The sequence below is a fragment of the Pseudomonas sp. IT-347P genome (assembly GCF_949768005.1).
Lineage (GTDB): Bacteria > Pseudomonadota > Gammaproteobacteria > Pseudomonadales > Pseudomonadaceae > Aquipseudomonas.
The window spans coordinates 671175-698062 of sequence record NZ_CATKPQ010000033.1; the positions used below are offsets into that span (position 1 = coordinate 671175).

At 59.4% G+C, this 26888-nt stretch carries 19 protein-coding genes and 1 tRNA gene; 4 read left to right on the top strand and 16 right to left on the bottom strand.

Going from position 1 to position 26888, the window contains the following annotated elements; genetic code table 11:
* Positions 1 to 28 precede the first annotated feature (28 nt).
* A complete protein-coding gene (locus ACM6IV_RS15860; RefSeq protein ID WP_414870703.1) occupies positions 29 to 1831 on the top strand; it encodes an acyl-CoA dehydrogenase C-terminal domain-containing protein in 1803 nt (600 codons plus the stop codon).
* Positions 1832 to 2044: 213 nt separating this feature from the next.
* Positions 2045 to 3823: an acyl-CoA dehydrogenase C-terminal domain-containing protein gene (locus tag ACM6IV_RS15865; protein ID WP_414870704.1), complete on the top strand. Its 1779-nt coding sequence runs from the start codon at positions 2045 to 2047 to the stop codon at positions 3821 to 3823.
* Between the two features lie 227 nt (positions 3824 to 4050).
* Here the strand turns inward: ACM6IV_RS15865 and ACM6IV_RS15870 are convergent, their stop codons facing one another.
* Positions 4051 to 4965, bottom strand: coding sequence for a LysR family transcriptional regulator (locus ACM6IV_RS15870; protein ID WP_414870705.1), 915 nt, complete (start codon positions 4963 to 4965; stop codon positions 4051 to 4053).
* 169 nt (positions 4966 to 5134) lie between these two features.
* Between ACM6IV_RS15870 and ACM6IV_RS15875 the strand changes: the two genes are divergently transcribed.
* Positions 5135 to 6418, top strand: a complete 1284-nt coding sequence (locus tag ACM6IV_RS15875; RefSeq protein ID WP_414870706.1) for an aspartate aminotransferase family protein — start codon at positions 5135 to 5137, stop codon at positions 6416 to 6418.
* Positions 6419 to 6614: 196 nt separating this feature from the next.
* Entirely contained in the window at positions 6615 to 6773 is a 159-nt protein-coding gene (locus ACM6IV_RS15880; RefSeq protein ID WP_003228885.1) for a YqaE/Pmp3 family membrane protein, read from the top strand.
* Between the two features lie 139 nt (positions 6774 to 6912).
* Here ACM6IV_RS15880 and ACM6IV_RS15885 read toward each other — a convergent pair whose 3' ends face one another.
* The 15 genes from ACM6IV_RS15885 to dnaG form a co-directional block, all read right to left on the bottom strand.
* Positions 6913 to 8712, bottom strand: a complete 1800-nt coding sequence (locus ACM6IV_RS15885; RefSeq protein ID WP_414870707.1) for a prolyl oligopeptidase family serine peptidase — start codon at positions 8710 to 8712, stop codon at positions 6913 to 6915.
* The gene (gene pqqE, locus ACM6IV_RS15890) at positions 8678 to 9817 is read right to left on the bottom strand and encodes a pyrroloquinoline quinone biosynthesis protein PqqE (RefSeq protein ID WP_414870766.1); all 1140 of its coding nucleotides are present in this window, start codon (positions 9815 to 9817) and stop codon (positions 8678 to 8680) included. The genes ACM6IV_RS15885 and pqqE overlap by 35 nt, the downstream gene beginning before the upstream one ends.
* Complete coding sequence (gene pqqD / locus ACM6IV_RS15895; protein ID WP_414870708.1) at positions 9810 to 10085, bottom strand: pyrroloquinoline quinone biosynthesis peptide chaperone PqqD; 276 nt, start codon at positions 10083 to 10085, stop codon at positions 9810 to 9812. The genes pqqE and pqqD overlap by 8 nt, the downstream gene beginning before the upstream one ends.
* The gene (pqqC, locus tag ACM6IV_RS15900; protein ID WP_414870709.1) at positions 10082 to 10834 is read right to left on the bottom strand and encodes a pyrroloquinoline-quinone synthase PqqC; all 753 of its coding nucleotides are present in this window, start codon (positions 10832 to 10834) and stop codon (positions 10082 to 10084) included. Before pqqC ends, pqqD begins: the two co-directional genes overlap by 4 nt.
* 140 nt (positions 10835 to 10974) lie before the next feature.
* Entirely contained in the window at positions 10975 to 11886 is a 912-nt protein-coding gene (pqqB, locus tag ACM6IV_RS15905; protein ID WP_103520389.1) for a pyrroloquinoline quinone biosynthesis protein PqqB, read from the bottom strand.
* A gap of 81 nt (positions 11887 to 11967) precedes the next feature.
* Positions 11968 to 12042: a pyrroloquinoline quinone precursor peptide PqqA gene (gene pqqA / locus ACM6IV_RS15910; protein ID WP_003422658.1), complete on the bottom strand. Its 75-nt coding sequence runs from the start codon at positions 12040 to 12042 to the stop codon at positions 11968 to 11970.
* A 156-nt stretch (positions 12043 to 12198) separates the two neighbouring features.
* Positions 12199 to 14613, bottom strand: coding sequence for a pyrroloquinoline quinone biosynthesis protein PqqF (gene pqqF / locus ACM6IV_RS15915; protein WP_414870710.1), 2415 nt, complete (start codon positions 14611 to 14613; stop codon positions 12199 to 12201).
* A gap of 38 nt (positions 14614 to 14651) precedes the next feature.
* Positions 14652 to 15446: a carbon-nitrogen hydrolase family protein gene (locus tag ACM6IV_RS15920; RefSeq protein WP_414870711.1), complete on the bottom strand. Its 795-nt coding sequence runs from the start codon at positions 15444 to 15446 to the stop codon at positions 14652 to 14654.
* A gap of 12 nt (positions 15447 to 15458) precedes the next feature.
* On the bottom strand, positions 15459 to 17141 hold the full coding sequence (locus tag ACM6IV_RS15925; RefSeq protein WP_414870712.1) for a flavin monoamine oxidase family protein: 1683 nt from the start codon (positions 17139 to 17141) through the stop codon (positions 15459 to 15461).
* Between the two features lie 223 nt (positions 17142 to 17364).
* A complete protein-coding gene (locus ACM6IV_RS15930; protein WP_007910086.1) occupies positions 17365 to 17826 on the bottom strand; it encodes an Lrp/AsnC family transcriptional regulator in 462 nt (153 codons plus the stop codon).
* Positions 17827 to 17985: 159 nt separating this feature from the next.
* Positions 17986 to 18726 (bottom strand): hypothetical protein, encoded by a 741-nt coding sequence (locus ACM6IV_RS15935; RefSeq protein ID WP_414870713.1) that lies wholly within the window; start codon positions 18724 to 18726, stop codon positions 17986 to 17988.
* A gap of 137 nt (positions 18727 to 18863) precedes the next feature.
* Positions 18864 to 18940 (bottom strand) — tRNA-Ile (locus tag ACM6IV_RS15940).
* Between the two features lie 15 nt (positions 18941 to 18955).
* Entirely contained in the window at positions 18956 to 22702 is a 3747-nt protein-coding gene (locus tag ACM6IV_RS15945) for a bifunctional diguanylate cyclase/phosphodiesterase (RefSeq protein WP_414870714.1), read from the bottom strand.
* A 126-nt stretch (positions 22703 to 22828) separates the two neighbouring features.
* The gene (gene rpoD / locus ACM6IV_RS15950; RefSeq protein WP_414870715.1) at positions 22829 to 24673 is read right to left on the bottom strand and encodes an RNA polymerase sigma factor RpoD; all 1845 of its coding nucleotides are present in this window, start codon (positions 24671 to 24673) and stop codon (positions 22829 to 22831) included.
* Between the two features lie 67 nt (positions 24674 to 24740).
* The gene (dnaG, locus tag ACM6IV_RS15955; protein WP_414870716.1) at positions 24741 to 26705 is read right to left on the bottom strand and encodes a DNA primase; all 1965 of its coding nucleotides are present in this window, start codon (positions 26703 to 26705) and stop codon (positions 24741 to 24743) included.
* Positions 26706 to 26888 lie beyond the last annotated feature (183 nt).

Consider the following 26888-nt stretch of genomic DNA (forward strand, 5'->3'; position numbering starts at 1 on the left):
GGAGAAATCTGCTGACGGAGAAGCCACCATGCCTGAGTACAAAGCTCCCCTGCGCGACATGCGCTTTCTGATTGACCACGTCTTCGACTTCCACAGCAACTACGCCGCTCTCGGCGCCCACGACGCCAGCCCGGACATGATCAACGCGATCCTCGAGGAGGGCGCGAAGTTCTGCGAGAACGTGCTCGCGCCGCTCAATCGCAGCGGTGACGAAGAGGGCTGCCATTTCGACAACGGCGTAGTGACAACGCCTACAGGCTTCAAGCAAGCCTTCGCACAATACGTCGAAGGCGGCTGGCACGGTCTGGCGGCAGATCCGACCTATGGCGGCCAGGGCTTGCCGAGTTCGCTGGGGCTGGTGATCAGTGAGATGGTCGGCTCGAGCAACACGTCCTGGGGCATGTACCCGGGCCTGACTCACGGCGCGATGTCGGCGATCCATGCCCATGGCAGCGCCGAGCAGAAAGACACCTACCTGAGCAAACTCACCGCCGGCCAGTGGACCGGCACCATGTGCCTGACCGAAGCCCATTGCGGCACCGACCTGGGCATCATCAAGACCCGCGCCGTGCCTCAGGCAGACGGCAGTTATGCGGTCACCGGCAGCAAGATTTTCATCTCTGCCGGCGAGCACGACATGAGCGACAACATCATCCATCTGGTGCTGGCCAAACTGCCGGATGCGCCGGCCGGGACCAAAGGCATTTCGCTGTTTATCGTGCCGAAGTTCCTGCCGGATGCGGCGGGGCAAGCCGGTGCGCGCAACGGCGTGTCCTGCGGTTCGATCGAACACAAAATGGGCATCAAGGCTTCGGCCACCTGCGTGCTCAATTTCGACGGCGCCAAAGGCTATCTGATCGGCGAGCCGAACAAGGGCCTCAACTGCATGTTCACCATGATGAACCACGCGCGGCTCGGCACCGGCATGCAGGGGTTGTGTCTGGGTGAGGCGAGTTTCCAGGGCGCGATCAAATACGCCAACGACCGCTTGCAGATGCGCGCGCTGACCGGCGCCAAAGCCCCCGATAAAGCAGCCGACCCGATCATCGTCCACCCGGACGTGCGGCGCATGCTGCTGACCATGAAAGCCTTTAACGAAGGCAACCGTGCGCTGACTTATTTCACTGCGCAGTTGCTCGATGTCGCACATCTGAGCAGCGATGCAGAGGCGCGTCAGGAGGCCGAGGATTTGTTGGCGTTCCTCACGCCGATCTGCAAAGCGTTCATGACCGACACCGGCCTGGAAGTGACCAACCACGGCATGCAGGTGTTCGGTGGACACGGGTTCATTCGCGAATGGGGCATGGAGCAACTGGTGCGCGATTGCCGGATTGCGCCAATCTACGAAGGCACCAATGGCATTCAGGCGCTGGATCTGCTCGGGCGCAAGGTGCTGGGCAGTCAGGGCAAGTTGTTGCGCGGCTTCACCAAAATCGTCCACAAGTTCTGCGCGGCCAACGTCGAACACCCGCAACTGGGCAGCTTCGTTGCGCAGCTCAATGAGCTGAACCAACAGTGGGGCGACCTGAGCATGAAAATCGGCATGGCGGCGATGAAAAACCCGGATGAAGTGGGCGCGGCGTCGGTGGATTATCTGATGTACAGCGGTTACATCATCCTCGGTTATCTGTGGTTGCGCATGGCCTTGGTGGCGCAGACGCAACTGGAGGCGGGCGAGGGCGAGGGCGAGGCGGATTACCTGCGGGGTAAATTGGCGACGTGCGAGTTTTACTTCAGGCGTTTGTTGCCGCGTACGGCAGCGCATCGGGCGGCGATCGAGGCGGGAAGTGATTGTCTGATGAAACTGCCTGCCGACATGTTTGCGCTTTAAGGACGATCAAATGATCGCAGGCTGCGGCAGCTCCTACACGGGATCCGGTTTTACCTGTAGGAGCTGCCGAAGGCTGCGATCTTTTTCTGGTGACTAAAAATAACAAAACAGTCACCGGTTGACCCTATGTGTCGCAAAAGTTGTTGAGGTACACTCCGGCTCAACGAAAACACCATTCCACGAATCACCTGTTTAGATCTTGCGAGGTTTGCCATGGCTGACTACAAAGCGCCGCTGCGCGATATGCGCTTCGTCCTCAATGAAGTGTTCGAGGTCGCCAAACTCTGGGCCGAACTGCCGGCGCTGGCCGAGACCGTCGACGCCGAAACCGTTGAAGCCATTCTCGAAGAGGCCGGCAAGGTCACCAGCAAAAGCATCGCGCCACTGAGCCGTGCCGCTGACGAAGAAGGTTGCCATTGGGCCGACGGTGCCGTCACCACTCCGGCAGGTTTCCCACAGGCTTATCAGACTTATGCCGAAGGCGGCTGGGTCGGCGTCGGTGGTGATCCGGCCTACGGCGGCATGGGCATGCCCAAAGCCGTGTCCGCGCAGGTTGAAGAAATGGTCAATTCCGCCAGCCTGTCCTTCGGTCTGTATCCGATGCTTACGGCCGGCGCCTGCCTGTCGATCAACGCCCACGCCAGCGAAGAGCTGAAAGCCGCGTATCTGCCGAACATGTACGCCGGCATCTGGGCCGGTTCCATGTGCCTGACCGAGCCGCACGCCGGCACCGATCTGGGGATCATCCGCACCAAGGCCGAGCCTCAGGCCGACGGTTCCTATAAAGTCAGCGGCACCAAAATCTTCATCACCGGTGGCGAACACGACCTCACCGAAAACATCATTCACCTGGTGTTGGCCAAACTGCCGGACGCCCCGGCGGGTCCGAAGGGTATTTCGCTGTTCCTGGTGCCGAAGTTCATGGTCAATGCCGACGGCAGTCTGGGCGCACGCAACCCGGCGAACTGCGGTTCGATCGAACACAAAATGGGTATCCAGGCGTCCGCGACCTGCGTGATGAACTTCGACGAAGCCGTGGGTTATCTGGTCGGCGAGCCGAACAAGGGCCTGGCCGCGATGTTCACCATGATGAACTACGAGCGTCTGGGCGTTGGCATTCAGGGCCTGGCCACCGGCGAGCGCTCTTATCAGAACGCCATCGAGTACGCCCGCGACCGTCTGCAAAGCCGTTCGCCAACTGGCGCGCAGAACAAAGACAAAGTGGCTGACCCGATCATCGTTCACCCGGACGTGCGGCGCATGCTGCTGACCATGAAAGCCTCGAACGAAGGCGGCCGTGCGTTCTCCACCTACGTGGCGATGCAACTCGACACCGCCAAGTTCAGCGAAGACGCCACCACCCGCAAGCGTGCCGAAGATCTGGTCGCGTTACTGACGCCGGTGGCCAAAGCATTCCTCACCGATCTGGGGCTGGAAACCACCGTGCATGGCCAGCAGATTTTCGGCGGCCACGGCTACATCCGCGAGTGGGGTCAGGAGCAATTGGTGCGTGACGTGCGCATCACCCAGATTTACGAAGGCACCAACGGCATTCAGGCGCTGGACCTGGTGGGGCGCAAGATCGTCGGCAGCGGTGGCGCGTTCTACAAGCTGTTTGCCGACGAGATCCGCCATTTCACTGCAACCGCGAACGCCGATCTGGGCGAATTCACCAGGCCGCTGAACGAGGCTGTCGACACCCTCGACGAGCTGACTTCGTGGTTGCTGGATCGGGCGAAAAACAATCCGAACGAAATTGGCGCGGCCTCGGTCGAATATTTGCAAGCATTCGGGTACACGGCGTATGCCTACATGTGGGCATTGATGGCCAAAGCTTCGCTGGGCAAAGAAGCGCAAGACGATTTCTACGCCAGCAAACTGGGTACCGCGCGCTTCTACTTCGCCCGTCTGCTGCCGCGTATTCACTCATTGAGTGCGTCGGTGAAGGCCGGTAGCGAGTCGTTGTTCCTGCTGGATGCGGCGCAATTCTGATGCGATGACGTCATGTAAGCATTTTCTTACATGACGTGCTGCTGTTCTCCCATAGGCGTAGATTGGATCCACGGCTAATCTACATTTCATGGACGTCGCGCAGGAAGCGCAAAGCAACAACACGGACACGTAGGATTCTGCCAGGGTGGCGGAGTGAAATGGATGTCAGGGAAACAGTCTGCAAAGCCCCGCTTCGGCGGGGTTTTCTTTTGCCTGAAGAAAAGTGCTCAGGTCAGCGGATCCAGCGCTGGTCTCACCTCACGCTCCATCACTTCCTCCAGCAAAGTCCGTAGCAGCGCCAACGATGCCTGTTGACGTTGCACATCGCGACACACCAGGCCCACCTTCAGCGGCACCCGTGGTTCGCTCAGCGGTTTCCACAGTAGATCCTGATCGCCGTACTCTTTCTGCGAACGCCCCGGCAGCACCGTCGCCAGTCTGGTGTGCGGCAGGCTGTCGAGAATCCCCACCATATTGTTCAACTCGGCCTGGACTTGCGGGCGACGCCCGAGCGCGCTCAATTGCGCCTGCCAGATCTGGCGGATCTGAAACTCTTCGCCCAGCAGCAACATCGGCAGTTCGGCCGCCTGGCGCATCGAGACTTTCTTGAACTCGCGCAATGGATGATCGGCCGGGATCACCAGTGTCAGTTCATCTTCGTACAGCATGACGCCATGCAGGCCCGGTTGGCGCGGTGGTAGATAGCTGATGCCGATGTCCAATGAACCGTTGAGCAAACGCCGCTCGATCTCAAGTCCGGTCAATTCATAGATTTGCACCACCAGATGTGGCTGTGCCTTGCGCACCCGTTCGAGCATTTGCGGCACCAGACTGGTATGCACCGTTTGCAGCACGCCGATCGCCAGTGTGCGCACGGCCTGGCCCTTGAAGTTGCCCAACGCCTCGCGCGCCCGCTGTAATCCGTCGAGCAGCGGCAGGGCGTGGTTGTACAAGGTGTGCGCGGCAAGGGTTGGCAGCAGACGCTTGCTGCTGCGTTCGAACAGGGTGACGTCGAGGTTCTGCTCAAGCTGGCGGATCTGTTGCGAGAGTGCCGGTTGCGAGATCGACAGCCGTTCAGCGGCGCGGCCGACATGGCCTTCTTCGTAGACCGCGACGAAATAACGCAGTTGTTTGAAATCCATAAGTAACGCTTATCGAAAATGCTGAGAAATCGAAATGGCCCGCAGGCCTCAGTGAGCCTAGTCTAACCGCATTCACAAGGCTTACAGGGCCAGAAAGCGCGATGAGTAGCGTTCGCTTCGACAGGGTTTACATAGGCAGTTCAAAACACCTTGAGCGAGGTGTTTTTCAATGAATCTGTTCAGTCTGCGGCGCCAGACGCCGAGTCTTGATGACCTCGCCTTTGAGGCTGACCCTTCTGATATCAAAGAAAATCTGCGTACCGAGCGCCTGATGCCCAGCGTCGAACGGCCGCAGCAGGTGTTCGTTCGGGGTCAGGGCTCCTGGTTGTGGGACAGCAATGATCGCGCGTATCTCGACTTTTCCCAGGCCGGTGGCGCCAACAGTCTTGGGCACAGTCCTTCGGCATTGGTCAAAGCCATCAGCAGCCAGGCGCAGGCGCTGATCAATCCCGGTTTCAATTTGCACAATCGCGGCATGCTCAGCCTCGCCGAACGTTTATGCGCCAGCACCTCCAGCGATCAGGCGTATCTGCTCAACAGCGGCAGCGAAGCCTGTGAAGCGGCGATCAAACTGGCGCGCAAATGGGGCCAACTGCATCGTGGCGGCGCCTCGCGAATCATTGTCGCGAAGCAGGGTTGCCATGGCCGCAGTCTGGCGACGATTTCCGCCTCCGACAGCTGCAACCTGCACAATCGTTTTGCGCCGTTGCTGCCGGGTTTCGATCTGGTACCGTTCAACGATTTGCCGGCCCTGCACGCGGCGGTCGATGCGCAAACCGTGGCGATCATGCTTGAGCCGATCCAGAGCGATGCCGGGGTCGTGCCGGCGACCGAGCACTACCTCAAAGGTGTTGAACGTCTGTGCCGAGAGCTGGGCATTCTGCTGATTCTCGACGAAGTGCAAACCGGCATCGGCCGCTGCGGCACCTTGCTCGCCGAACAGTCCTACGGCGTACGCGCCGATATCGTCGTGCTCGGCAAAGGCCTGGGCGGCGGTGTGCCCCTGGCGGCGCTGCTGGCGCGGGGCAAGGCGTGTTGTTTCGACGCGGGTGAACTGGGCGGCACGCATCATGGCAATGCGCTGATGACAGCGGCAGGGCTGGTGGTGCTCGACAGCGTTTACGATCGCAGTTTTCTGCAGCAGGTCTACGATAACGGCCAGCATCTGCGCGAAGGCCTGGCCCGACTGGCTTGCCGCTACGACCACGGCGAACTGCGCGGTCAAGGCCTGTTCTACGGACTGTCCCTGTCAGACGATTCCGCCGACGCCGTGGTCCACGCCGCCCTGCACGAAGGTTTGCTGCTCAACGCGCCGCAGGCCAACTGTTTGCGCTTCACCCCGGCACTCACCGTCAGCAAAACAAACATCGACGAAATGCTCCTGCGCCTGGGGCGTGCGTTCTCGCGAGTGCGCACCGCGCAACTGCAATGCCGCAAAGGGATTGCCGTCTGAGCTGAAGTTTCCCAGCCGATTTCCAGAACCGTCTCGCGGTATAACGCACGCCCCACGCCTGATTCTTTTGGCGTGGGGCGTTTTTTTGAGCGGGGTGGTGGCGATCACATGGCAGTTGCACTGAACCCTGACGAACGGCGCGGGTCGATTAGCTTGTATGGCTCATGTGAGCCAACCCCCATTCAGGAGCTGACCCATGGACTTCATTCGCATCATCATCGCCATTCTGTTGCCGCCACTGGGTGTTTTTCTGCAGGTCGGGTTTGGCGGGGCGTTCTGGTTGAACATTCTGTTGACGCTGTGCGGGTATATTCCGGGGATCGTGCATGCGGTGTATATCATCGCCAAGCGCTGAGGTCAGCGGCGTCAGATAGGCTGAGGTCAGCGGCGTCAGATAGATAGCCTTCGCGAGCAAGCTCGCTCCCACATGTGGTCGTGTTATCAACACAATCTCTGTGGGAGCGAGCTTGCTCGCGAAGGGAGCGACTCGGTGTTCAGTCCGCCAGTTCCATCACCCGCCGATAGAACTTCCATTCCTGTTCCAGCGCATGCGCCTGATTGGTGGCGCGTCGGAAGCCGTGGCGTTCGTCGGGGTAGTAGTGCGCTTCGACAGGGATGCCGTTCTCCTCAAGTGCCGTGACCATGTCGCGAGTCTGTTGCGGGACAACGACCGCATCCAGCTCACCCTGAAAGAAAATCACCGGCACGCGAATGTTGCTCGCGTACAGCAACGGTGTTCGGGCCGCGTAGCGTTCGGCGTCCTGCTCGGGATCACCGATCAACCAGTCCAGATAATCACCTTCAAATTTGTGCGTTGCGCGAGCCAATGCAACCGGGTCGCTAACGCCGTATAAACTCGCTCCGGCGCGGAAGACTTGTTTGAACGCCAGCGCACACAACGTTGTGTAGCCGCCCGCGCTGCCGCCACGAATGAACGCCCGTTCACCATCGATCAATCCCTGCTCGGCGAGATAATTCACCACGGCGCAAGCATCCTCGACATCCACCTCACCCCAGCTCAAGTGCAGCGCTTGCCGATATTCGCGGCCATAACCACTGCTGCCGCGATAGTTGAGATCGGCGACGGCAAAGCCGCGTTGCGTCCAGTACTGGATGCGTGGGTCGAGCATCGGGTAGCAGGCTGATGTCGGGCCGCCGTGGATGAACACCACCAGCGGCGGTTTTGTCTCGCCGCTCATGGCTGAATAAAAGAAACCGTGAGCTTCACCTGTACCGCTTGGGTAGCGCAGGGTTTGCGGACGGCTGATGCGTTCAGCGGGCAGGGGCGCAACACCACCGGCCAGCACATTCACTTCGCGGCTGGTTCGATCAATAGCGATGACCGCCGAAGGACTGATCGGCGAGGCGGCGATGCAGTAGATGTTCTGTGCATCCAGCGCCAAATGGCGGAAGCGGCTGTAGTCCCCCGTGTAATCTTCATCGCCAAGCGTCAGACGCCCAAAACCACCTTCGCTCCAACTGGCTAAAAAGGAATCTCCAACAGGGAACCAAGTGCAGCCGCCGAGTTGCCACGGCGCCGGAGCATGATCGGCCTGCGCAGCGAGCATTGGTTTCAAGCCATCGCTAGTTTCAACCCACGGCTGCCAGAAACCACCCCGATCAGTCAGGCAGTACAAACGACCTTCGGCATCGAATCGCGGTTGTTGAATCGACTCCTCAACCTGGTCTCCCGCCACGCAACGGGGCGCAGAAAAATCACCGTCAGCCACCATCAATCGTGTTGAAGTCCAAGGCTGATGAGGCCGGCTCCACTCGATCCACGCCCAACGCTGACCATCCGGGCTGAGGATAGGCGCCGCGTAGAAATCCGCACCCTCGGCCAGCACACGTCGCGCGCCATCCGCCAGATCAATCGCTACCAGTCGATGTTGATCCAGCTGTTCCTCGACGGCCAACACCCGGCCATCGGCGAAGTGCAGATCGCCGTAGCGACAATCCCCAGAGGTCAGCGCTTGGGGTTCGCCATCCAGCGATTGCCGATACAACTGCTGATCGGCCTCAGCGACGAAAACCACCCCATCCGGCGTCAGACAAAACGCACCACCACCATATTCGTACACCCGACTGCGCACACTGAAGCCATCCGGTGTCAGACATTTCGCCACACCATCGCGCCAATGCCAGATCCGGCACGCGGCATCTTCCGGGCGGTATTCATTCCAGAACAACCCGTTGGCACCGAGCTGCAACTCGGCGAAGTCCATGCCGGCGGCGACGGCTTGCGAAGCGCTGAAAGGCTCAGCCTTTGGCGATGAGGCGCGAGTTTCGTTCATTGCGGAAGGCCAGTTGTTCGATGGTCTGGGTGGCGGTCTCGGCTTCTTCGCGGGCCTTGAGGATCACGCCGTGATGTTCGGACTTGCTGCATACCGGGTCGGCGTTGCTCGCATCACCGGTGAGCATGAACGCCTGGCAGCGGCAGCCGCCGAAGTCTTTTTCTTTCTCGTCGCAGGAGCGGCATGGCTCGGGCATCCAGTCGTAACCACGGAAGCGGTTGAAACCGAACGAGTCGTACCAGATGTGCTGCATGCTGTGATCGCGCACATTGGGAAATTGCACCGGCAACTGTCGGGCGCCGTGGCAGGGCAGGGCGGTGCCGTCCGGGGTGACCGTCAGAAAGATGCTGCCCCAGCCGTTCATGCAGGCTTTCGGACGTTCTTCGTAGTAATCCGGGGTGACGAAAATCAGCTTGCACGGATGCCCTTCGGCTTCCAGCCTGGCGCGGTATTCGTTGGTGATGCGCTCGGCGCGCACCAGTTGTTCCTGGGTCGGCAACAGGCCGACACGATTGAGTTGTGCCCAACCGTAGAACTGGCAGGTGGCGAGTTCGACAAAATCGGCCTCAAGCGCAATGCACAGTTCGATAATGCGGTCGATCTTGTCGATGTTGTGCCGATGGGTGACAAAATTCAGCACCATCGGATAGCCGTGGGCCTTCACCGCGCGGGCCATTTCCAGCTTCTGCGCAAATGCCTTTTTCGAGCCGGCGAGCAGGTTGTTCACTTGCTCGTCGCTGGCCTGGAAACTGATCTGGATGTGATCGAGCCCGGCCTTTTTGAAGTCGCTGATTTTCTGCTCGGTCAGGCCGATGCCGGAGGTGATCAGGTTGGTGTAGAAGCCCAACTGGCGCGCCTCGCGAATCAGCTCGGCCAGGTCCTGACGCACCAGCGGTTCGCCCCCGGAAAAACCCAGTTGCGCCGCGCCCATCTCCCGCGCTTCGCGGAACACCTTGATCCACTGCTCGGTGCTCAGCTCCTTGCCCTGCTCGGCGAAATCCAGTGGATTGGAGCAGTACGGGCATTGCAGCGGGCAGCGGTAGGTCAGCTCGGCGAGCAGCCACAGCGGCAGGCCGACTTCAGGCTTGGGCGGCAGATCAGGCAAGTTCGATCCAGTGCTGCGCACGGGCAACCTCCATGAATTGCTCGATGTCGTCACCGAGCTCGGGCACGCCGGGGAACTGCTCATCGAGTATGGCGATGATCGCCGCGACATCGCGCTCACCGTCGATCAAACCGCCGATCAACGCGGCGGTTTCGTTGAGTTTGATCATGCCTTCCGGGTACAGCAACACATGGCCTTTTTGCGCCGGTTCGTATTGGAAGCGGTAACCGGGACGCCAGCTCGGAACTTTGCTGCGGTCGAAACTCATAAGGTAATTCCTTTATGCCAGACCCGTTGTTCGGTCACGCTGTGATACGGCGGGCGGTTCAGTTCGTAGGCCATGCTCATGGCATCGAGCATGCTCCAAAGAATGTCCAGTTTGAACTGGAGAATTTCCAGCATGCGCTCCTGGCCTTCGCGCGTCTTGTAGTGCTCGAGCGTGATCGCCAGACCGTGCTCGACATCACGCCGCGCCTGACCGAGACGGGTGCGGAAATATTCGTAGCCGGCCGGGTCGATCCACGGGTAATGCTGCGGCCAACTGTCGAGGCGCGACTGGTGGATCTGCGGCGCGAACAGTTCGGTCAGCGAACTGCTGGCGGCTTCCTGCCAACTGGCGCGACGGGCGAAGTTGACGTAGGCGTCGACGGCGAATCGCACGCCGGGCAATACCAATTCCTGGGAGCGCAGTTGATCGGGGTCGAGACCGACCGCTTGACCGAGGCGCAGCCAGGCTTCGATACCGCCATCCTCACCGGGGGCGCCGTCGTGGTCGAGCAGGCGCTGAATCCATTCGCGGCGGATTTCCCGGTCGGGGCAGTTGGCGAGGATCGCCGCGTCTTTCAGGGGGATGTTTACCTGATAGTAGAAGCGGTTGGCGACCCAGCCCTGAATCTGTTCGCGAGTGGCACGACCTTCGTACATCGCCACGTGGTAGGGGTGGTAGATGTGGTAGTAGGCGCCTTTGGCGCGCAGGGCCGCTTCGAATTCGGTGGGGGACATTGCGGTGTCGGTCATTGCGGTTCTCCGGGGAACAACCCTAGAAATATCTGGTGTCTGTGCCGGCCTTATCGCGAGCAGGCTCACTCCTACAGGTGATCGCATTCCAATGTAGGAGTGAGCCTGCTCGCGATAGACTGCGCAGCGGTCTCAAATGCTTACAGCACAATACTCATGCCATCGAACGCCACTTCAACATTACGCCGCGCCAGCTCCGCGCGCTCCGGCGAATCCTCGTCGAGAATCGGATTGGTGTTGTTGATGTGGATAAGCACCTTGCGCTGCTCCGGCAGCTGCTCCAGCACTTCCAGCATGCCGCCAGGGCCGTTCTGCGCCAGATGGCCCATCTCGCGACCGGTACGGGTGCCAACGCCACGGCGCTGCATTTCATCGTCGTCCCACATCGTGCCGTCGACCAGCAGGCAATCGCTGCCGGCCATGATCTCCAGCAGCGGCGCATCGACCTTGCCCAGACCCGGCGCGTAGAACAGTTTGCCGCCGGTATTGAGGTCTTCAACGATCAAACCGATGTTGTCGCCCGGATGCGGATCGAAGCGGTGCGGCGAGTAGGGCGGCGCGGCGCTGCGCAAGGGCAGCGGGGTGAAACGCAGGTTCGGGCAGGCTGCCACAGTGAAACTCTGATCCAGTTCGATGCGGTTCCAGTTCAATCCGCCATTCCAGTGGGTGAGCATCTTGAACAGCGGAAAACCGGTGCTGAGGTCTTCGTGAACCATGTCCGTGCACCAGACCTGATGCGGGCAGCCTTCGCGCAGGCTGAGCAGGCCGGTGGTGTGGTCGATCTGGCTGTCCATCAGGATGATCGCGCTGATGCCGGTGTCCCGCAGGGCGCGGCCCGGTTGCATCGGGGCGAAGCTTTGCAGCTGCGCGCGGATGTCTGGCGAGGCGTTGCACAGTACCCAGTTCACACCGTCATCGGAAATCGCGATGGACGATTGGGTGCGGGCCTTGGCATTCAGGCTGCCGTCGCGAAAGCCTGCGCAATTGACGCAGTTGCAGTTCCACTGCGGAAAACCGCCACCGGCGGCCGAACCCAGAATCTGGACGAACATGAACGCTCCATCATTTCAACGCGGAAAATAAAACGCCCCGGCGAGCCGAGGCGTTGCACTGCAATTCTACGTAAGCAGAACTCAGCGGCTGGCGAAGTACATGGTGACTTCGAAGCCGATACGCAGGTCGGTGTAAGCCGGTTTTGTCCAGGACATAGGGTGTCTCCTCAGGTTGGGTGGGATAGCGCTGTCCATAGGTATAGTCCACGACAGCGCAAAGATGTTCCAAATAGTTAGGCGGCTATGTTACTCAAAATTTCACCGGAATTGCCCGTGAATCTTTGAGAAAGCTCCTTGCAGCCTCGGTAATGATCAATTTGTCGTTTGCCAGGGGGGGCCGGGTGCAGGATCGCTGGCGAGGCAGAGCCAGCCACCTTCGGCGTTGATCAAGCGCTGTGCCGCGTTAAGCAACGCCTGGCGATCAAGCTGGCCGATGGTGGCGCGCAGTTGCCCGAGATATTCCGACGAGTGGCCTGCAAGTCTGGCCTGCCAGAGCAGTTCGGCGACCTCTTTGCCGGACAGGTTGGCTTCGTCGAATTGATCCGCGAGGTTTTGTCGCTGCTGATTAAGGCTGGCCTCATCAAGCTCTTCGATCAGCGCGAGCATACCGTTGAGGAACTGTTGAATGTGCTCGAGCAACTCCGCAGGAGTGGCACGCGGGGATTGCACGCCGAACAGCAGTGCGGTTTGACCATTCATCTGGCGCAGCGCACTGAACACCGCATAGCCCAATTGCAGGTCGACGCGCAGGCGCTGATAGAACGGCGTCTGGCACAACTGCGCCAACAGTCGCCATGCGGCTTCGTCGGCGATGTCGCGGCTGGCGGTCGGGCAGAACAGCAGCACGGCGTGTTCGCTGGAGGTCGTATCGATAGCTATCCAGCGTTTGTGCACGGTGATCGCCGACGGCGCTGCCAACTGATTGTCCGCGATCCCGGGAACACGGCTCAGAGCCAGGCCCATGGCGGATTGGGTCTGGTGGCTCAGTCCCAGCGCGAGGCCGTCCCAGTGCGAAGTTGTCCACAGGTGTTTGGCGTCGTCGCTGGTTTTGGCTGATTGCAGCGCCTGTTTCGGCAGCGCTTGAAGCAACTGGCGAATGGCGATCAGCGGCGTTTCCGGCTCACTACGCGGCGAATCGGCGTCAACCTGCGTCAGACATTTCAGCGCGTGCTCCAGGACGCCGGGCATTGGCTCCTGCAGTCCTGTGAGCTTGAGCAACCATTGATGGCTGGCAGTGCTGAAAGACAATTCGACCCCGGCCTCACGGGCGTCTTGCTGTGTTTGCCGAAGGCTGCGCTGCAGGCGCGATTGCAGATCAGCGCTGGCGGCGGCCTCGACCTGCCAACGCAGATAAATCGCGCCGTCGTCACTGTTGTCCGGCAATGCCTGACTGAACTGCATCGGCGAGCGTTCCCGCCGGCCGCGCGAACGATCCTGAGCAAACGTGCGCAGGCCGCGGTGAGCGCTGGTCTGGCCGCGGATCAGCCCCGCATTGGCGAGCGGTTCGCTGGCGCGCAGGAATGGATTGGCGGCGGGTAAGCGCCAGTGAGCGCTGAAGTTATCCACAACACCGATTTCACGGAGCAGATGTTTGAGGGCGCAGACGCCGCTGTCGGACAGGTCGCTTTCTGCTTGCTCGCTGTCGAGCCGGGCCAGTTGCAGGGCACTGCTGATTTGTTGCTGGCGCTGAACCAGGGCTGTGTATTCCGCACGCAGCGGCGTCCAATCCTGTTGCGCGAAGAAGCTCAGCCAATCCGAAACGTGCTCGCCAATCGCGCTCATCGATTCGGCGGGCGCGGTGAACTCCAGGTGCAACAAGGCTTGCCCGGCAAAGCAGTACAGTGGCGCCGCTTTCAGATCATCTGCCAGATCCTGTTCGTGCAGATAGGTCAGCAGCCCACCGGGCTTGGCGCTGTTCAACCAATGGCAAAGAAACTTCATCGCCTCGGCGCAAGACTTCGGCAAATCATCAAAGGCAAATAACAGATTGCCGCCGCGTTCGCCGACCTGTTGATAACTTTTCACCGCCAGTGGCAGAGGCGCAGCCTGTGCAACGTTATCCCCAGCAGGCAACAGGGAGGCAAATTGCTCAGCCAGTGCTTTCAGTTCTTCAAGACTTTGCGGTCCGGCCAAACTCAAGGTCATTTGCCCGCTCTGATAAAACTGTTGGTGGAAATCCTTCAGCGCCTGCTGAAACGCCGGCAACTCCACTTTCAGGCTATCCCGATTCCCGGCATGAAACCCGCGCAACGGATGCTCTGCCGGTAAACCCTCATACAACGCAAACTGCTGCTGAGCCGCAGAATCTTGCGACCAGGCGACAAATTCTGCCTGCAACACTTCCCGTTCCCGCAACTGATCGTCCAGTTGCATACGCGGTTGAGCGAGCATGTCTGACAGGCGCTCCAATCCGGCGCTGAACGCCCGGGTCGGCACCTCAAAAAAGAAGTCAGTGGTGCGTTCTCGCGTGCTGGCATTCACTTGCCCACCGTGACGTTGCACGTAAGCCATCAGTCCTTCGCCAGCGGGAAATCGCTCGGTACCGAGAAATAGCAAATGCTCAAGAAAATGCGCCAGCCCCGGCCACGCCAACGGTACGTCATGACTGCCGGCAGCCACGCGCAAGGCAGCGGCGCTGCGTTTCAGACCTGGCACATGACGCAGGGTCACGCGCAAGCCGTTAGCCAGGGTTTCAGTGTGGGGACGGGGGGCAGTCGGCGCAGGCATGGGCACTTCCAGAACAGTGAAGTGCCAATGCTAGCGGATTAGCGCTGGTTCAGCGCGCCGTAAAGCTCCGGGCGGCGATCGCTGAGGTAGCGATTGGCCGCGCGGGAGTCGAGCATCAGTTGCCGATCCAGCTCGCCGACAATCAGCGCTTCGTCGAGCCCGGCCTGGGCGATACGGCTGCCGTCCGGCGCGGCGATGCTGCTTTGCCCGCAATAGTGGATGTCGCCTTCGCTGCCGCAATAGTTGGCGTAGGCCACGTAGCACTGGTTTTCGAAGGCGCGGGAACGCACGGTCACGTCGGCGACGAAATCGAAGGGAATCATGTTCGCCGTCGGCACCAGGATCAGCTCGGCGCCGGCGAGTGCCAGGCGACGGGTGTTTTCCGGAAACTCCAGGTCGTAGCAGATCAGGAAGCCGAGCTTCCAGCCGTTGAGCTCAACGAGGGGGAAGTCGTCATCGCCCGGGCTGAACATCGAGCGATCCAGATCACCGAACAGATGGGTCTTGCGGTAATTGCACAAGCGCTCACCGTGCGCGTCGATCAACTGCACCGCGTTGTAGATCTGACCGTCGGCGGTGCGTTCCGGATAGCCATAAACAATCGCCAGACCTGCCGCCTTGGCGATCCGGCCGATCTGCTGCGCCCATTCGCCGTTGTAGACCTCGGCCAGGGTACTGACCGCGTCCGCGCCGATGTTATAGCCGGTCATGAACATCTCCGGCAGCACCAACAGATCGGCGCCTTTAGCCTCCATCGCCACTTGATGCAGGCGTTGCAGGTTGGCAGCGGGGTCCAAAGGCAGCGGCGGACATTGGTAAAGGGCTACACGCATCAGGGATTCCTCTTACTCGGGCAGGGCGATAGGGCCGATGTCTTTGAACACATCACCCGGGCCCGGGTTCGCTTTATGTGTCGAACCGCCGAAATGCTTCATGATCCCCCACACCGCGTTGAGCGAGGTTTGCACCGCGCCTTCGACCCATGCCGGCGTCCACGAAACGTCGTCGCCGGCGATGAAAATCCCGCGCTGCTCGGCGGGCATGTCGTCCTGCATGAAGTGCGCGTACATGCGCTGGTTGTAGCGATAGTGGCCGGGCAGGGCGCCCTTGAATGCACCGAGGAAATAGGGATCGGCTTCCCACGACACGGTGATCGGGTCGCCGATGATTCGCGCGGCAATATCGACTTTCGGATAGATCTTTTTCAGTGCATTCAATGCCAGCTCTACGCGTTTTTCCACCGGGTGCGGCAGCATCTTCAGTGCGTCGCTCATCCACGAGTACGACAGACAAATCACCCCCGGTTTGTCGTCACCGTTGTCGAACAGATAGGTGCCACGGGTCAGGCGATCGGTGAGGGTCATGCTCATTACGTCGCGACCGGTTTCGGGGTCTTTGTCCTTCCAGAACGGCCGATCGACCATCACAAAGGTTTTCGACGACTGCATATAGCGGGTGCGGTCGAGGGCCATCCACATTTTCTGCGAGAACAGGGTTTCATCGCATTCGATCTGCGTGGTCAGCAGCCAGCTCTGGCAGGTGGTCAGCACGGCAGCGTATTCGCGGGTGTCGCCATTGTTGTCGGTGACCGCGAAACGGCCCTGCGGCGCGTGAGCGATTTTCTTCACCCCGGAACGCGGCGCGCCACGGTGCAGGGATTTCAGGCTGGTGCCTTCCGGCCAGTGCACGCAGCGCTCCGGCACATGGCGCCAGATGCCTTGTGGCACTTGTTCAACACCACCGACCACCAGATGCTGATGATCGTCGCAGTTGGTCATTACGACGCGGAAGATTTCCAGCATCGAATTGGGGAAGTCCGAATCCCAGCCGCCGGTGCCGAAACCGACCTGGCCGAACACTTCGCGGTGTTGGAACGACAATTTGGCGAAGGCTTTCGAGGTGGCGACGAAGTCATAAAAGGTCCGGTCGTCCCACAGCGGCACCAGCTTGTTCCACAGCTCTTTCAGGCGCGGCACATCGCGGTCGCGAATGGCTTGTTGAATGTCGGAGAATTGCGAGCCGGCTTCCAGCGCATCCGCCCACGCGTCTGCCACTTCCTGAAACAACGCAGGAAGATCCTTCAGGCTTTCGGCGTAATAGGTTTCGCCTTCCAGATCGATCACGGTGCTGCCAGAAGCGCCGGTCAACGGATTGGGGAAAGGCTTGGTCTCGAGACCGAGCTTGTCAACGTAGTGATAGAACGCCGTGGAGGACACGGGAAAACGCATGCCGCCCAGTTCCGCGACGATAGCGTCAGTGCCGTTGAAGGCTTGCGAGCGCAGACGGCCGCCGAGTTTCGACGCTTCGTACACCACTGGCTTCAAACCGAGTTTCATCAGTTCATACGCAGCCACCAGACCGGCAATGCCCGCACCGACAATCGCCACCTCAGCGCCATGGTGTTGCTCAGGAATGCTGCCCAGACCAGCGGGATGTTCGATCCAGTCGTCGAACGCGAACGGAAAGTCCGGACCGAAAATGGTGACGGGTTTCTTTCCGTCTGCTGGATGGCGATTGTTCTTGTTCATGGCTGACCTTGCTGGCGACTCGACGCAGGATGCGCGTCTGAGTATAGGAAAAGATGCCAGTCATTCTAGGCAGCGTAGAACACGTTAATAAGACGCAAAGTGTCGTCGTTTTGCTATCAAATGGTTCATAACGACGATATTGGACTTCACTTCGATCACTGTGGAAGCGGGCTTGCCCGCGAAGAGGCCTTCACATTCAACCGAGAAATCTCGGTGAGAAAATTCAAACCGGCTGCCCCCGATCAATCTTGCTACTCAAAATAATCGAAGTCGTGGTCTTCTCCACCCCATCCACGCTACCAATCTGATCGAGCAACTGATCCAGCTGCTCCGGCGAATCGGTACGCAACCACGCCACATAATCGAACTCGCCACTCACGGCACACAACTGCTGCACCTGCGCCATCGCACTCAACCGACGCAGCACCTCTTTGCCGGAACGTGGCTGTACCTTGATCCCGACATACGCCTGCAAGCCCCCATCGACCACTCGCTGGCCGAGGCGCACGCCATAGCCGGTGATTACTTTGGCCTTCTCCAGGCGCGCCAGACGCGACGTCACGGTGGTTCGCGCAATGCCCAATTGCCGGGCAAGCATGGCCACACTTTCGCGGGCATTGATCTGCAGGGCGGCGATCAACTGACGGTCGATTTCATCGAGCACGGGCGGGCGGATGTCGGGCAAGGGAGGCTCCATGGGGCGCGGATCTTTGGGCGAGCATGTTACAGGCTCAACCGACGACACGCTTGTGGGCGGTAAGCGAATGGTTTTGCCAATCGGGAGCGAAGCGTGAAAACAAAAAAATCCGCGTATTGCGCGGATTTTTATGCGTTGGATTGACCGTTATCTGGCCATTCTGCGCAAGGCTTGATCGATAAGTTCGATCTGGAAGCGGTATCGGAGATTTACGTGTTTGAGCAACACCGCTCCCATGGAAAGACCGAGTACCAAGGCAATGATCATCAACAAGGCGCTATTACCCCAGTTCCCGCTCACAGGGCCGGCCAACAAGGTCTTACTGATCCAGGGAAAACCGCCGAATTTTTCCGCGCAGACGTAGGCCGTTCCCAGCAGCGCGAGGGCTGCAGCCTTTTCTCCAAAAAACAGGGCGACCCGCGCTTCTGCTCGATTGATTCTGAGTTCGAGCCAATACTTTGCATCCAGAAGTGCCACTTCCGAATGAGGTTGAAGTGAATCTACTAACGCACTCTCGTGTCTGACATCGGCAATCATGCTTTTCAAGGTCATGGTCTCCCATCGGAAGAGCGCATGGATCAGTACCAACATGGGTGTAAGCAGCGACAGCAAAGTAGCTATGGTCGAGAAGAGCAAAAGATAGAGAGCCAGATACTTGGCCCCTTCCGGCAGCGGCGTATGCGACGTATGCCAGTAGGCCATGCAGGCAGCGACGGCCATCCCGGCACCGCCGAGAACGAGACACCAATTGGCAAATTTCTCTGCATTCACTTCGAACCTGCTGCGTCTTGCAGATGCCTTCAGAGGCCTGCATGTACTCAAGTGCTCAAGAGCTTTGATGGTGTCGTCGATGTGTATTTCTGGAAATTCCTTTTCCATTACGCTCATTGCGTGCTCCTTGCGATTTGATTTTACGTCTGTCCCGCATGCACCACTCACGTCCAGGTGGACGGGTTCGAATGATTGGCTGACGAGACACAAAAACAAAAAAGGCCTATGCCATCAAGCATAAGCCTTTGTTTGTTTGGTGGGCCCACACGGACTTGAACCGTGGACCAAAGGATTATGAGTCCTCTGCTCTGACCAACTGAGCTATAGGCCCTCAGTAGGTCGCGGATTATAGCGACGGTTTCTCGGCTGTGCTATCCGAAAAATCCGATACGGTTACACGAAGAAACGTTGCCGCGAATTCTTCCGGCGGCAGCGGCAGGCTGACGATGTAGCCCTGGATCTGTTCACAGCCTTCGGCGGCGAGAAATTGTTGTTGTGCCTGGGTTTCCACGCCCTCGGCGATAACGGTGAATTGCATGCTCCGGCCCAGCGCGATGATGGCTCGGACAATGGCCGCGTCGTGGGGGTCGTCGGGCAGTCCGCGGACGAACGACTGGTCGATTTTGAGGATGTCCAGTGGCAGGCGCTTGAGGTAGCTGAGCGAAGAATATCCGGTGCCGAAGTCATCGATCGCCAACTGAACGCCGAGGTGTTTGAGTTGGTGCAATACGGCCAGCGCCTCTTCGGCCTGACTCATGATGAAATTTTCGGTAATTTCCAGTTGCAGTAAATCCGGCTGCAGGCGGTTGTCGTTGAGCAACTGTTCGATGCGTCCGAGCAGATTCGGCTGCCGCAGTTGCGCGCCGGCGAGGTTCACTGACAGCGGACCGAGGCTGTCGTAGACCTGACTCCATTCGAACATTTGCCGGCACGCGGTCTCGAGTACCCAGTCGCCAATCTGCAGGATCATGCCGTTCTCTTCGGCCAGCGGAATGAAGTGCTCTGGCGGCACGTCGCCGAAGGTCGGATGGCGCCAGCGGATCAGTGCTTCAGCGCCGACCAGGCGATGGTCGTCGAGGCTGATTTTCGGCTGGTAGTAGAGAAACAGTTCATCGCGTTCGATGGCCCGGCGCAGTTCATGCTCCAGCGCTATGCGTTCGCTGGCCTGGGCGGTAAGGTCACGGGTGTAGCTCTCGACGCGGTTGCGGCCCTTGGCCTTGGAGCGGTACATCGCTGCGTCGGCGTTTTTCACCAAGGTGGCGACGTCGCAACCATCCCGTGGATAGAGGCTGGTGCCGATGCTGGCGCTGATGAAGAACTCATGCTCGCCGGCCTGGAACGGTGCGCCGAAGCAATTGAGCAGTTTGGTGGCGATGTTGTCGGCATCGCTGGCCTGTTGCAGGCCGGGTAACAGAATGATGAATTCGTCACCGCCCAGACGCGCCACGGTATCGATGTCTCGCAGCTGCTCTTTCAAGCGCACGGCGATACCCTTGAGCAACAGATCGCCGACCGGGTGACCAAGACTGTCATTGATGTGTTTGAAGCGATCCAGATCGAGAAACAGCACGGCGCCTTGGCCGCCGTTCTCTTGCTGACTGTTCAGCGCCATCAGCAAGCGGTTTTCGAACAGCGTGCGGTTGGGCAGACCGGTGAGCGGGTCGTGGTGCGCCTGATAATCGAGTTTGGCTTGTGCATGTTTGAGGCTGGAGATGTCGGCAAACACCGCGACAAAGTGGGTAATGAACTTGTCGCGGTTGCGCACGGCACTGATGGTCAGCCAGCTCGGGTATAACTCGCCGTTCTTGCGCCGGTTGGAGATCTCGCCTTGCCAGTGACCTTCGTCGGTCAACTGGTGCCACATCGCCGCATAAAAGGCGCTGTCGTGCAGGCCGGAGGCGAGCAGGCGCGGTGTATGCCCGAGCGCTTCGCTTTCGCTGTAACCGGTGATTTCCGTGAAAGCGCGATTGACCGCACTGATGTGCTGTTGGGTGTCGGTGATCAGTACACCTTCCGCAGTACTTTCGAACACGGTGGCGGCCTGTTGCAGTTTTTCCTGCATCAGATGACGCTCGGTGATGTCGCGGGCAATGGTCAGCATGCAGTCTTCGTCGCCAATCGGCAGTGGACGGCTGGAGACTTCGCAGAGCCGGATCTGTCCGTCACTGCGGCGAATATGGCAGGTGAAATCACGGACGAAGCCGTCGCGATGCAACAGGTCGAGCATCTGTTTACGTTCGTTGAGGTTGACCCAGATCCCCAGATCCAGCGCTGAGCGATCCACCGACATGGCGCTATTGAAACCGGTGATACGGCTAAAACCCTCGTTGACCTCCAGCAGCAGGCCATCGCTCTGGCGTGACAACAACAAGCCGTCCGGCGAGGCATGGAAGGCTTTGGCGAACTTCTCTTCGGAGGTTTGCAGTTGCTGTTGGGTTTCCTTGAGCTGAGTGATGTCACGTACTACCACGACGAGCGCGGGGGTGGTGTCGAGGTCAAACGGTTCGGCGGAAATCAGGCCCGTGAACAACTGGCCATTGTTGCGGCGAAAGGGCATCTCCAGATTGCGAATACTGCCCGCCTGCAGGCGTTGCAGCAGTCCCGGGCCAACGCCGGCAATCCCCCAGATATTCAGCTCGGTCGCCGTTTGGCCCAGCACTTCCTCGGCTTTGAGGCCGATCTGCTCTTCAAACGCTTCGTTGACCTCCAGCAGGCAGCCATCAGACAGTCGTGCAATCACCAGAATGTCCGGGCATTGCTGGAATACCGAGGCGAATTTTTGTTCCGAGAGTCGTAACGCCTCTTCAGTGCGCTTGATTTCGCTGATATCGATCATCAAGCCGCGCATCACCGGCTCGTGGCCATGTTCGATCAGGCTGACGATGTCGCGCACCCACAGGCAGCGGCCATCCGCGGTGATCACGCGATAGTCGACGATGTGATCGCGACGCTGGCGAAGCGCTTCTTTGCAGTAACTCTGGGTGCGGGTCAGATCGGCCGGGTGAATGATGTTGTGCCAGAAGCCGGGGATCAGCCAGTGGGATTGTGGATAGCCGAGCAAATCTTCAGCGTGTGGCGAGACATAGCTGTAGGTGAAGTCGCTCATCCGCGCTTCCCAGGCGATGGCCGACAGGCTCTCGACCAGGCCACGATAGTGGTATTCGCTGCTGCGCAGTTCCTGTTCGAGGTCGATACGTCGGGCGATTTCCGAACTCAGGCGGCGATTGATGCGGATCACCACGGCGAGGATCGTCACCAACAGCAACAGCCCCGGCAAACCGTAGATCAGCAGGTCCGACCAGAATGTCCGATGATCAAGGACGTTACCCACCCAGTGTTCCTGGATGCTGCTGATTTCATCAGGGCTCATGTCCGCGAGCACTTTGTCGAGAATCCCCACCAGCACCTTGTTGTCACGCGGTACGGCCATGGCCAGTTGGTAGCGATAAGGGGTTTCGCCGCTGACGTACAGACCGTCGAGTTTGAGCTGGCGCAGGCTCCAGACGCTGGACGCGAGGTCGCCGACCACGGCGTCAACTTCGTCGGTGGCCAGCGCCTGCAGCGCCGAGCTGACATTGGGCATGGCTACCAGATTCAGATCGGGATGGTGGGTGCGCAACAGTTCGTGGGGCGCGTAGTTTTCCACCACGGCGATTTTCAAACCGTACAGGTCGTCGAGTTTGCGCGGTTGCGCGCCGCCGATGTGGGCAAGAATGACGATCGGGAAGTCGAGGTAAGGGCGGGTGAACGACAGATAGGTCTGGCGTTCAGGGGTGGACATGATGCCAGGCAGAAGATCGATCTTGCCTTGTTTCACCTGCTCCAGCACCACCGTCCAGCTCACCGGTTCGATGGGCGTCAATTTGATCGCCAGACGTTGGCGAATCACGTCGATATAGTCCGCCGCCAGGCCCTGATAACGGGTCTGGTCGTCGCGGAACTCAAAGGGCGGCCACGATGCATCGACCCCCAGGCGCAAATCCGGGTGAGCCGCCAGCCAGCTGCGTTCTTCTTCGGTCAGAGTCAGCGCTTCAGCCGTGGCGGTCCAGATCATCAATGACAGCAAGAAAAGCACGGGCGCCAGTCTGGGCATAACGCTCTCGGTAGGGCTCGGAGGTGTTTGTTTCGAGTGTAGACGGGGTATGCGGCGGGGAGGGTGGAGCGGGGAATTTAATCTGCCATAAAACAAAACCCCCGGCCTGGGCCGGGGGTTCTGGTATCACTCGTCGAGGAAGGAGCGCAGATGCTCGCTTCGCGTCGGGTGGCGCAGCTTGCGCAGCGCCTTGGCTTCGATCTGACGGATCCGCTCACGCGTTACGTCAAACTGTTTGCCCACTTCTTCGAGTGTGTGGTCGGTGTTCATGTCGATGCCGAAACGCATGCGCAGTACTTTGGCTTCACGGGCTGTAAGGCCGGACAGTACTTCGCGAGTCGCTTCTTTCAGGCTCTCAACAGTGGCGACATCGATTGGCGACTGCATGGTCGAGTCTTCGATGAAGTCACCCAGATGGGAGTCTTCGTCATCACCGATCGGGGTTTCCATGGAGATCGGCTCTTTAGCGATCTTCAATACCTTGCGGATCTTGTCCTCAGGCATTTCCATGCGTTCGCCCAGCTCTTCCGGGGTCGGTTCGCGGCCCATTTCCTGCAACATCTGCCGGGAAATACGGTTGAGCTTGTTGATCGTCTCGATCATGTGCACCGGAATACGGATGGTGCGGGCCTGGTCGGCAATCGAGCGAGTGATCGCCTGACGGATCCACCAGGTGGCATAAGTCGAGAACTTGTAACCACGACGGTATTCGAACTTGTCCACCGCTTTCATCAGACCGATGTTGCCTTCCTGGATCAGATCGAGGAATTGCAGGCCGCGGTTGGTGTACTTCTTGGCGATCGAGATCACCAGACGCAGGTTGGCTTCAACCATCTCTTTCTTCGCGCGGCGGGCCTTGGCCTCACCGATCGACAGGCGACGGTTGATGTCCTTGATTTCTGCGATGGTCAGACCGGTTTCGGTTTCCAGCGCGATCAGTTTCTGCTGGCAACGAATGATGTCCGGCTGTACGCGACCGATGGCTTCGGCGTACTTGCTCTTGCCTTTGGCCAGAGCGTCGGACCAGCTTTCGTCGACTTCGTTGCCCGGGAACTGACGCAGGAAATCGGCGCGTGGCATACGTGCATCACGTACGCACAGTTGCATGATCGCACGCTCTTGCTGACGCAGACGATCCAGGGCACTGCGAACACGCTCGACCAGGCCTTCGAATTGCTTCGGCACCAGTTTGATCGGCATGAACAGCTCGGCCAGTGCGAGCAACTCGGCAATCGCTGCCTTGTTGTTGCGACCGTGCTTTTTCAGGGCCTTGCGGGTGATTTCCATCTGGTCAGCCACGGCGCCAAAGCGCTGGGCAGCGATGACCGGATCCGGACCGCTTTCGGCTTCTTCTTCGTCATCGGAAGATTCGGCTTCATCGTCGTCGGTTTCGTCGTCGGCTTTCGCCGCTTTCGCTTCGACCGGTGGCGGCACTTCGGCAGGCGGCGCAATGCCGTCGTCCGGGTCGATATAACCGCTCAGAACGTCGGACAGACGACCACCTTCGGTGGTGACGCGGGTGTACTCGGAGAGAATGTGGTCAACCGTGCCAGGGAAGTGCGCGATTGCGCTCATCACTTCACGGATGCCCTCTTCAATACGTTTGGCGATTTCGATTTCGCCTTCACGAGTCAGAAGCTCGACCGTACCCATTTCACGCATATACATGCGCACTGGGTCAGTGGTGCGACCGATATCGGTCTCCACCGCTGCCAACGCAGCGGCTGCTTCTTCCGCAGCGGCCTCGTCGGTATCGGCGTCGGCCAACATAAGGGCGTCCGCATCCGGAGCACTCTCGTGTACGGGGATCCCCATGTCGTTAATCATGCGGATGATGTCTTCCACCTGCTCAGGATCTGAAATATCCTCGGGCAGGTGGTCGTTGACCTCGGCGTAAGTCAGATACTTCTGCTCACGACCCAGTTTGATCAACTCAATAATACGAGACTGCTGTTGCGCTTTTCCGGACATAACACCCTATCCACTGAAGGTCTTGGCGGGCAAAAAACAAGCCGAGGATTATACCTGAGCTATGACCTCACGCGCCAGTTGAGGTCGGGTTTGATGCGGAAACATTGCGACTTAATAGGTCGCGCAGTTGGTTTTTCTCTTCAATGCTCAGTTCGCTTTGACGCGCTTTCCTGAGCAACTGTTCCAGATTTCGCTCGCGTTGGCGGGCTGACAAGCTAGTAATGGTGTCGAAAAACTGTTGTTCAAGGTTATCGCCGTCAATCAGCCACTCCTTTTCTGCCAGTGCCTTGAGCAAGCGTCCCTGTTCAGTGCCGTGCCATCGCGCGATCAACTGAAATGAGTTTAGCTTGGGATTCTTCTGTACGGCTTCGAGCAGCGCCACAAGTAACTGGGCGTTGGTCTGATTCTCGTCCGCAATGTGCCCGGCATCTTCTACGCGCTCGGCCAGTTGCGGGTGATGAAGCAGTGTGCGCAGGGCAGTCAGGGTTGGCGACTCGACGCCAATCGGTGTGCGCGGGCGCTGCTGTTCGCGATCACCGCCACGCTTGCCGTTCTTGTCCCAGGGCTTCTTGTCCCATTTCTTGCCGCCAGCGCCGGGTTTCTTGGGCGTCCATTCCTGCTGCGGCACATACATATCCTGTGCCTGCGGCTGATGGTAGTCGCTGTAGTCCGGCATTGCGTCGTAATCGATGCCCGGATCGTAGGCGGGCGGCGCTTCCTGCGGCGCGCTTTGCGCCAGCTGACTGACGGTTTCGCTGCTCAGGCCGGTGATTTCGGTCAGGCGTTGACGCATCAGAATCCGCAGGTTGGCGCCCGGCACCTTGTCGATCAACGGTGCTGCGAGGGTGGCCAGATGGGCCTTGCCTTCGAGCGAGCGCGGGTCGGCCTCTTCGGTCAGTTGCTGGAAGAAATAATCCGCCAGCGGCTGAGCGTGCTGATTGATTCGGGCCTTGAAGGCATCAGTGCCTTCGGCGCGCACCAAGGTATCCGGGTCTTCGCCTTCGGGCAGAAACAGGAAGCGTGCGCGACGGCCGTCCTGCAGGCTTGAAAGCGTGGCTTCCAGTGCGCGCCAAGCGGCGTTACGACCGGCCTGGTCGCCGTCGAAACAGAACAATACGTTCGGTACGACGCGGAACAGGCGTTTCATGTGTTCTTCGCTGGTCGCGGTGCCCAGCGTCGCCACAGCGTTCTTCAACCCCTGCTGAGCGAGGGCGATGACGTCCATGTAGCCTTCGACGACGATGATTTCGTCGAGGTTGCGGTTGTTCTTGCGCGCCTCATACAGGCCGTAGAGTTCCTGGCCTTTATGAAATACCGGGGTTTCCGGTGAGTTCAGATATTTCGGCTTGTCGTCACCGAGCACGCGGCCGCCGAAAGCGATGATCCGCCCGCGGGTGTCGCGGATCGGGAACATCACGCGATCGCGGAAGCGGTCGTAACGTTTGCCGGTTTCGGCGTTTTCGATCAAAAGGCCGGCATCGATCATCGCCTTCTGCTGCAACGTGTCGCTGCTCAAATGCTTGAACAGGTTGTCCCAGCCCGGCGGGGCAAAGCCGAGGCCGAAATCCCGGGCGATCTCGCCAGTCAGGCCGCGGCCCTTGAGATAATCCACCGCGGCTTTGCGTGCTGGATGGCTCTTGAGCGCCTGCCGGTAAAAGTCGGCGGCGGCGGTGAGCAGCGGATACAGCGGCGAATCGGTGGGCTGCCGTGGCTTGCGATCGCGGCCGCTCTCTTCGCGGGGGATTTCCATGCCGGCGGCTTTCGCCAGGTCCTCGACGGCCTGGGGGAAATCCAGGTTGTCGTGATCCATGAGAAAGCCGAGGGCATTACCGCCGGCGCCGCAGCCGAAGCAGTAATAGAACTGCTTGTCGGGGCTGACGCTGAAGGACGGAGTTTTCTCTTTGTGAAACGGGCAACAGGCGGTGTAGTTCTTGCCGGCCTTCTTCAATTGCACGCGCGAACTGACCACATCGACGATGTCGGTGCGGTTCAGCAGGTCGTCAATGAAGCTCTGGGGTATCAGCCCGGCCATGGCATTCTCGTCGTCTGCGCTCTAAAAAGTCCGCTGCGAAAGGCTGTCGGACGCGGGTCATCGTTTGAAGCGCGCAAAATATGCGGCTCGACCGGTGTCGTTTGCGTAATCGCTGTCGGGAAGTGTATCTGCCGAAAATCCACTGACGTTAGTACTCATCAGTCGTCGACTATTTGAAAGTGT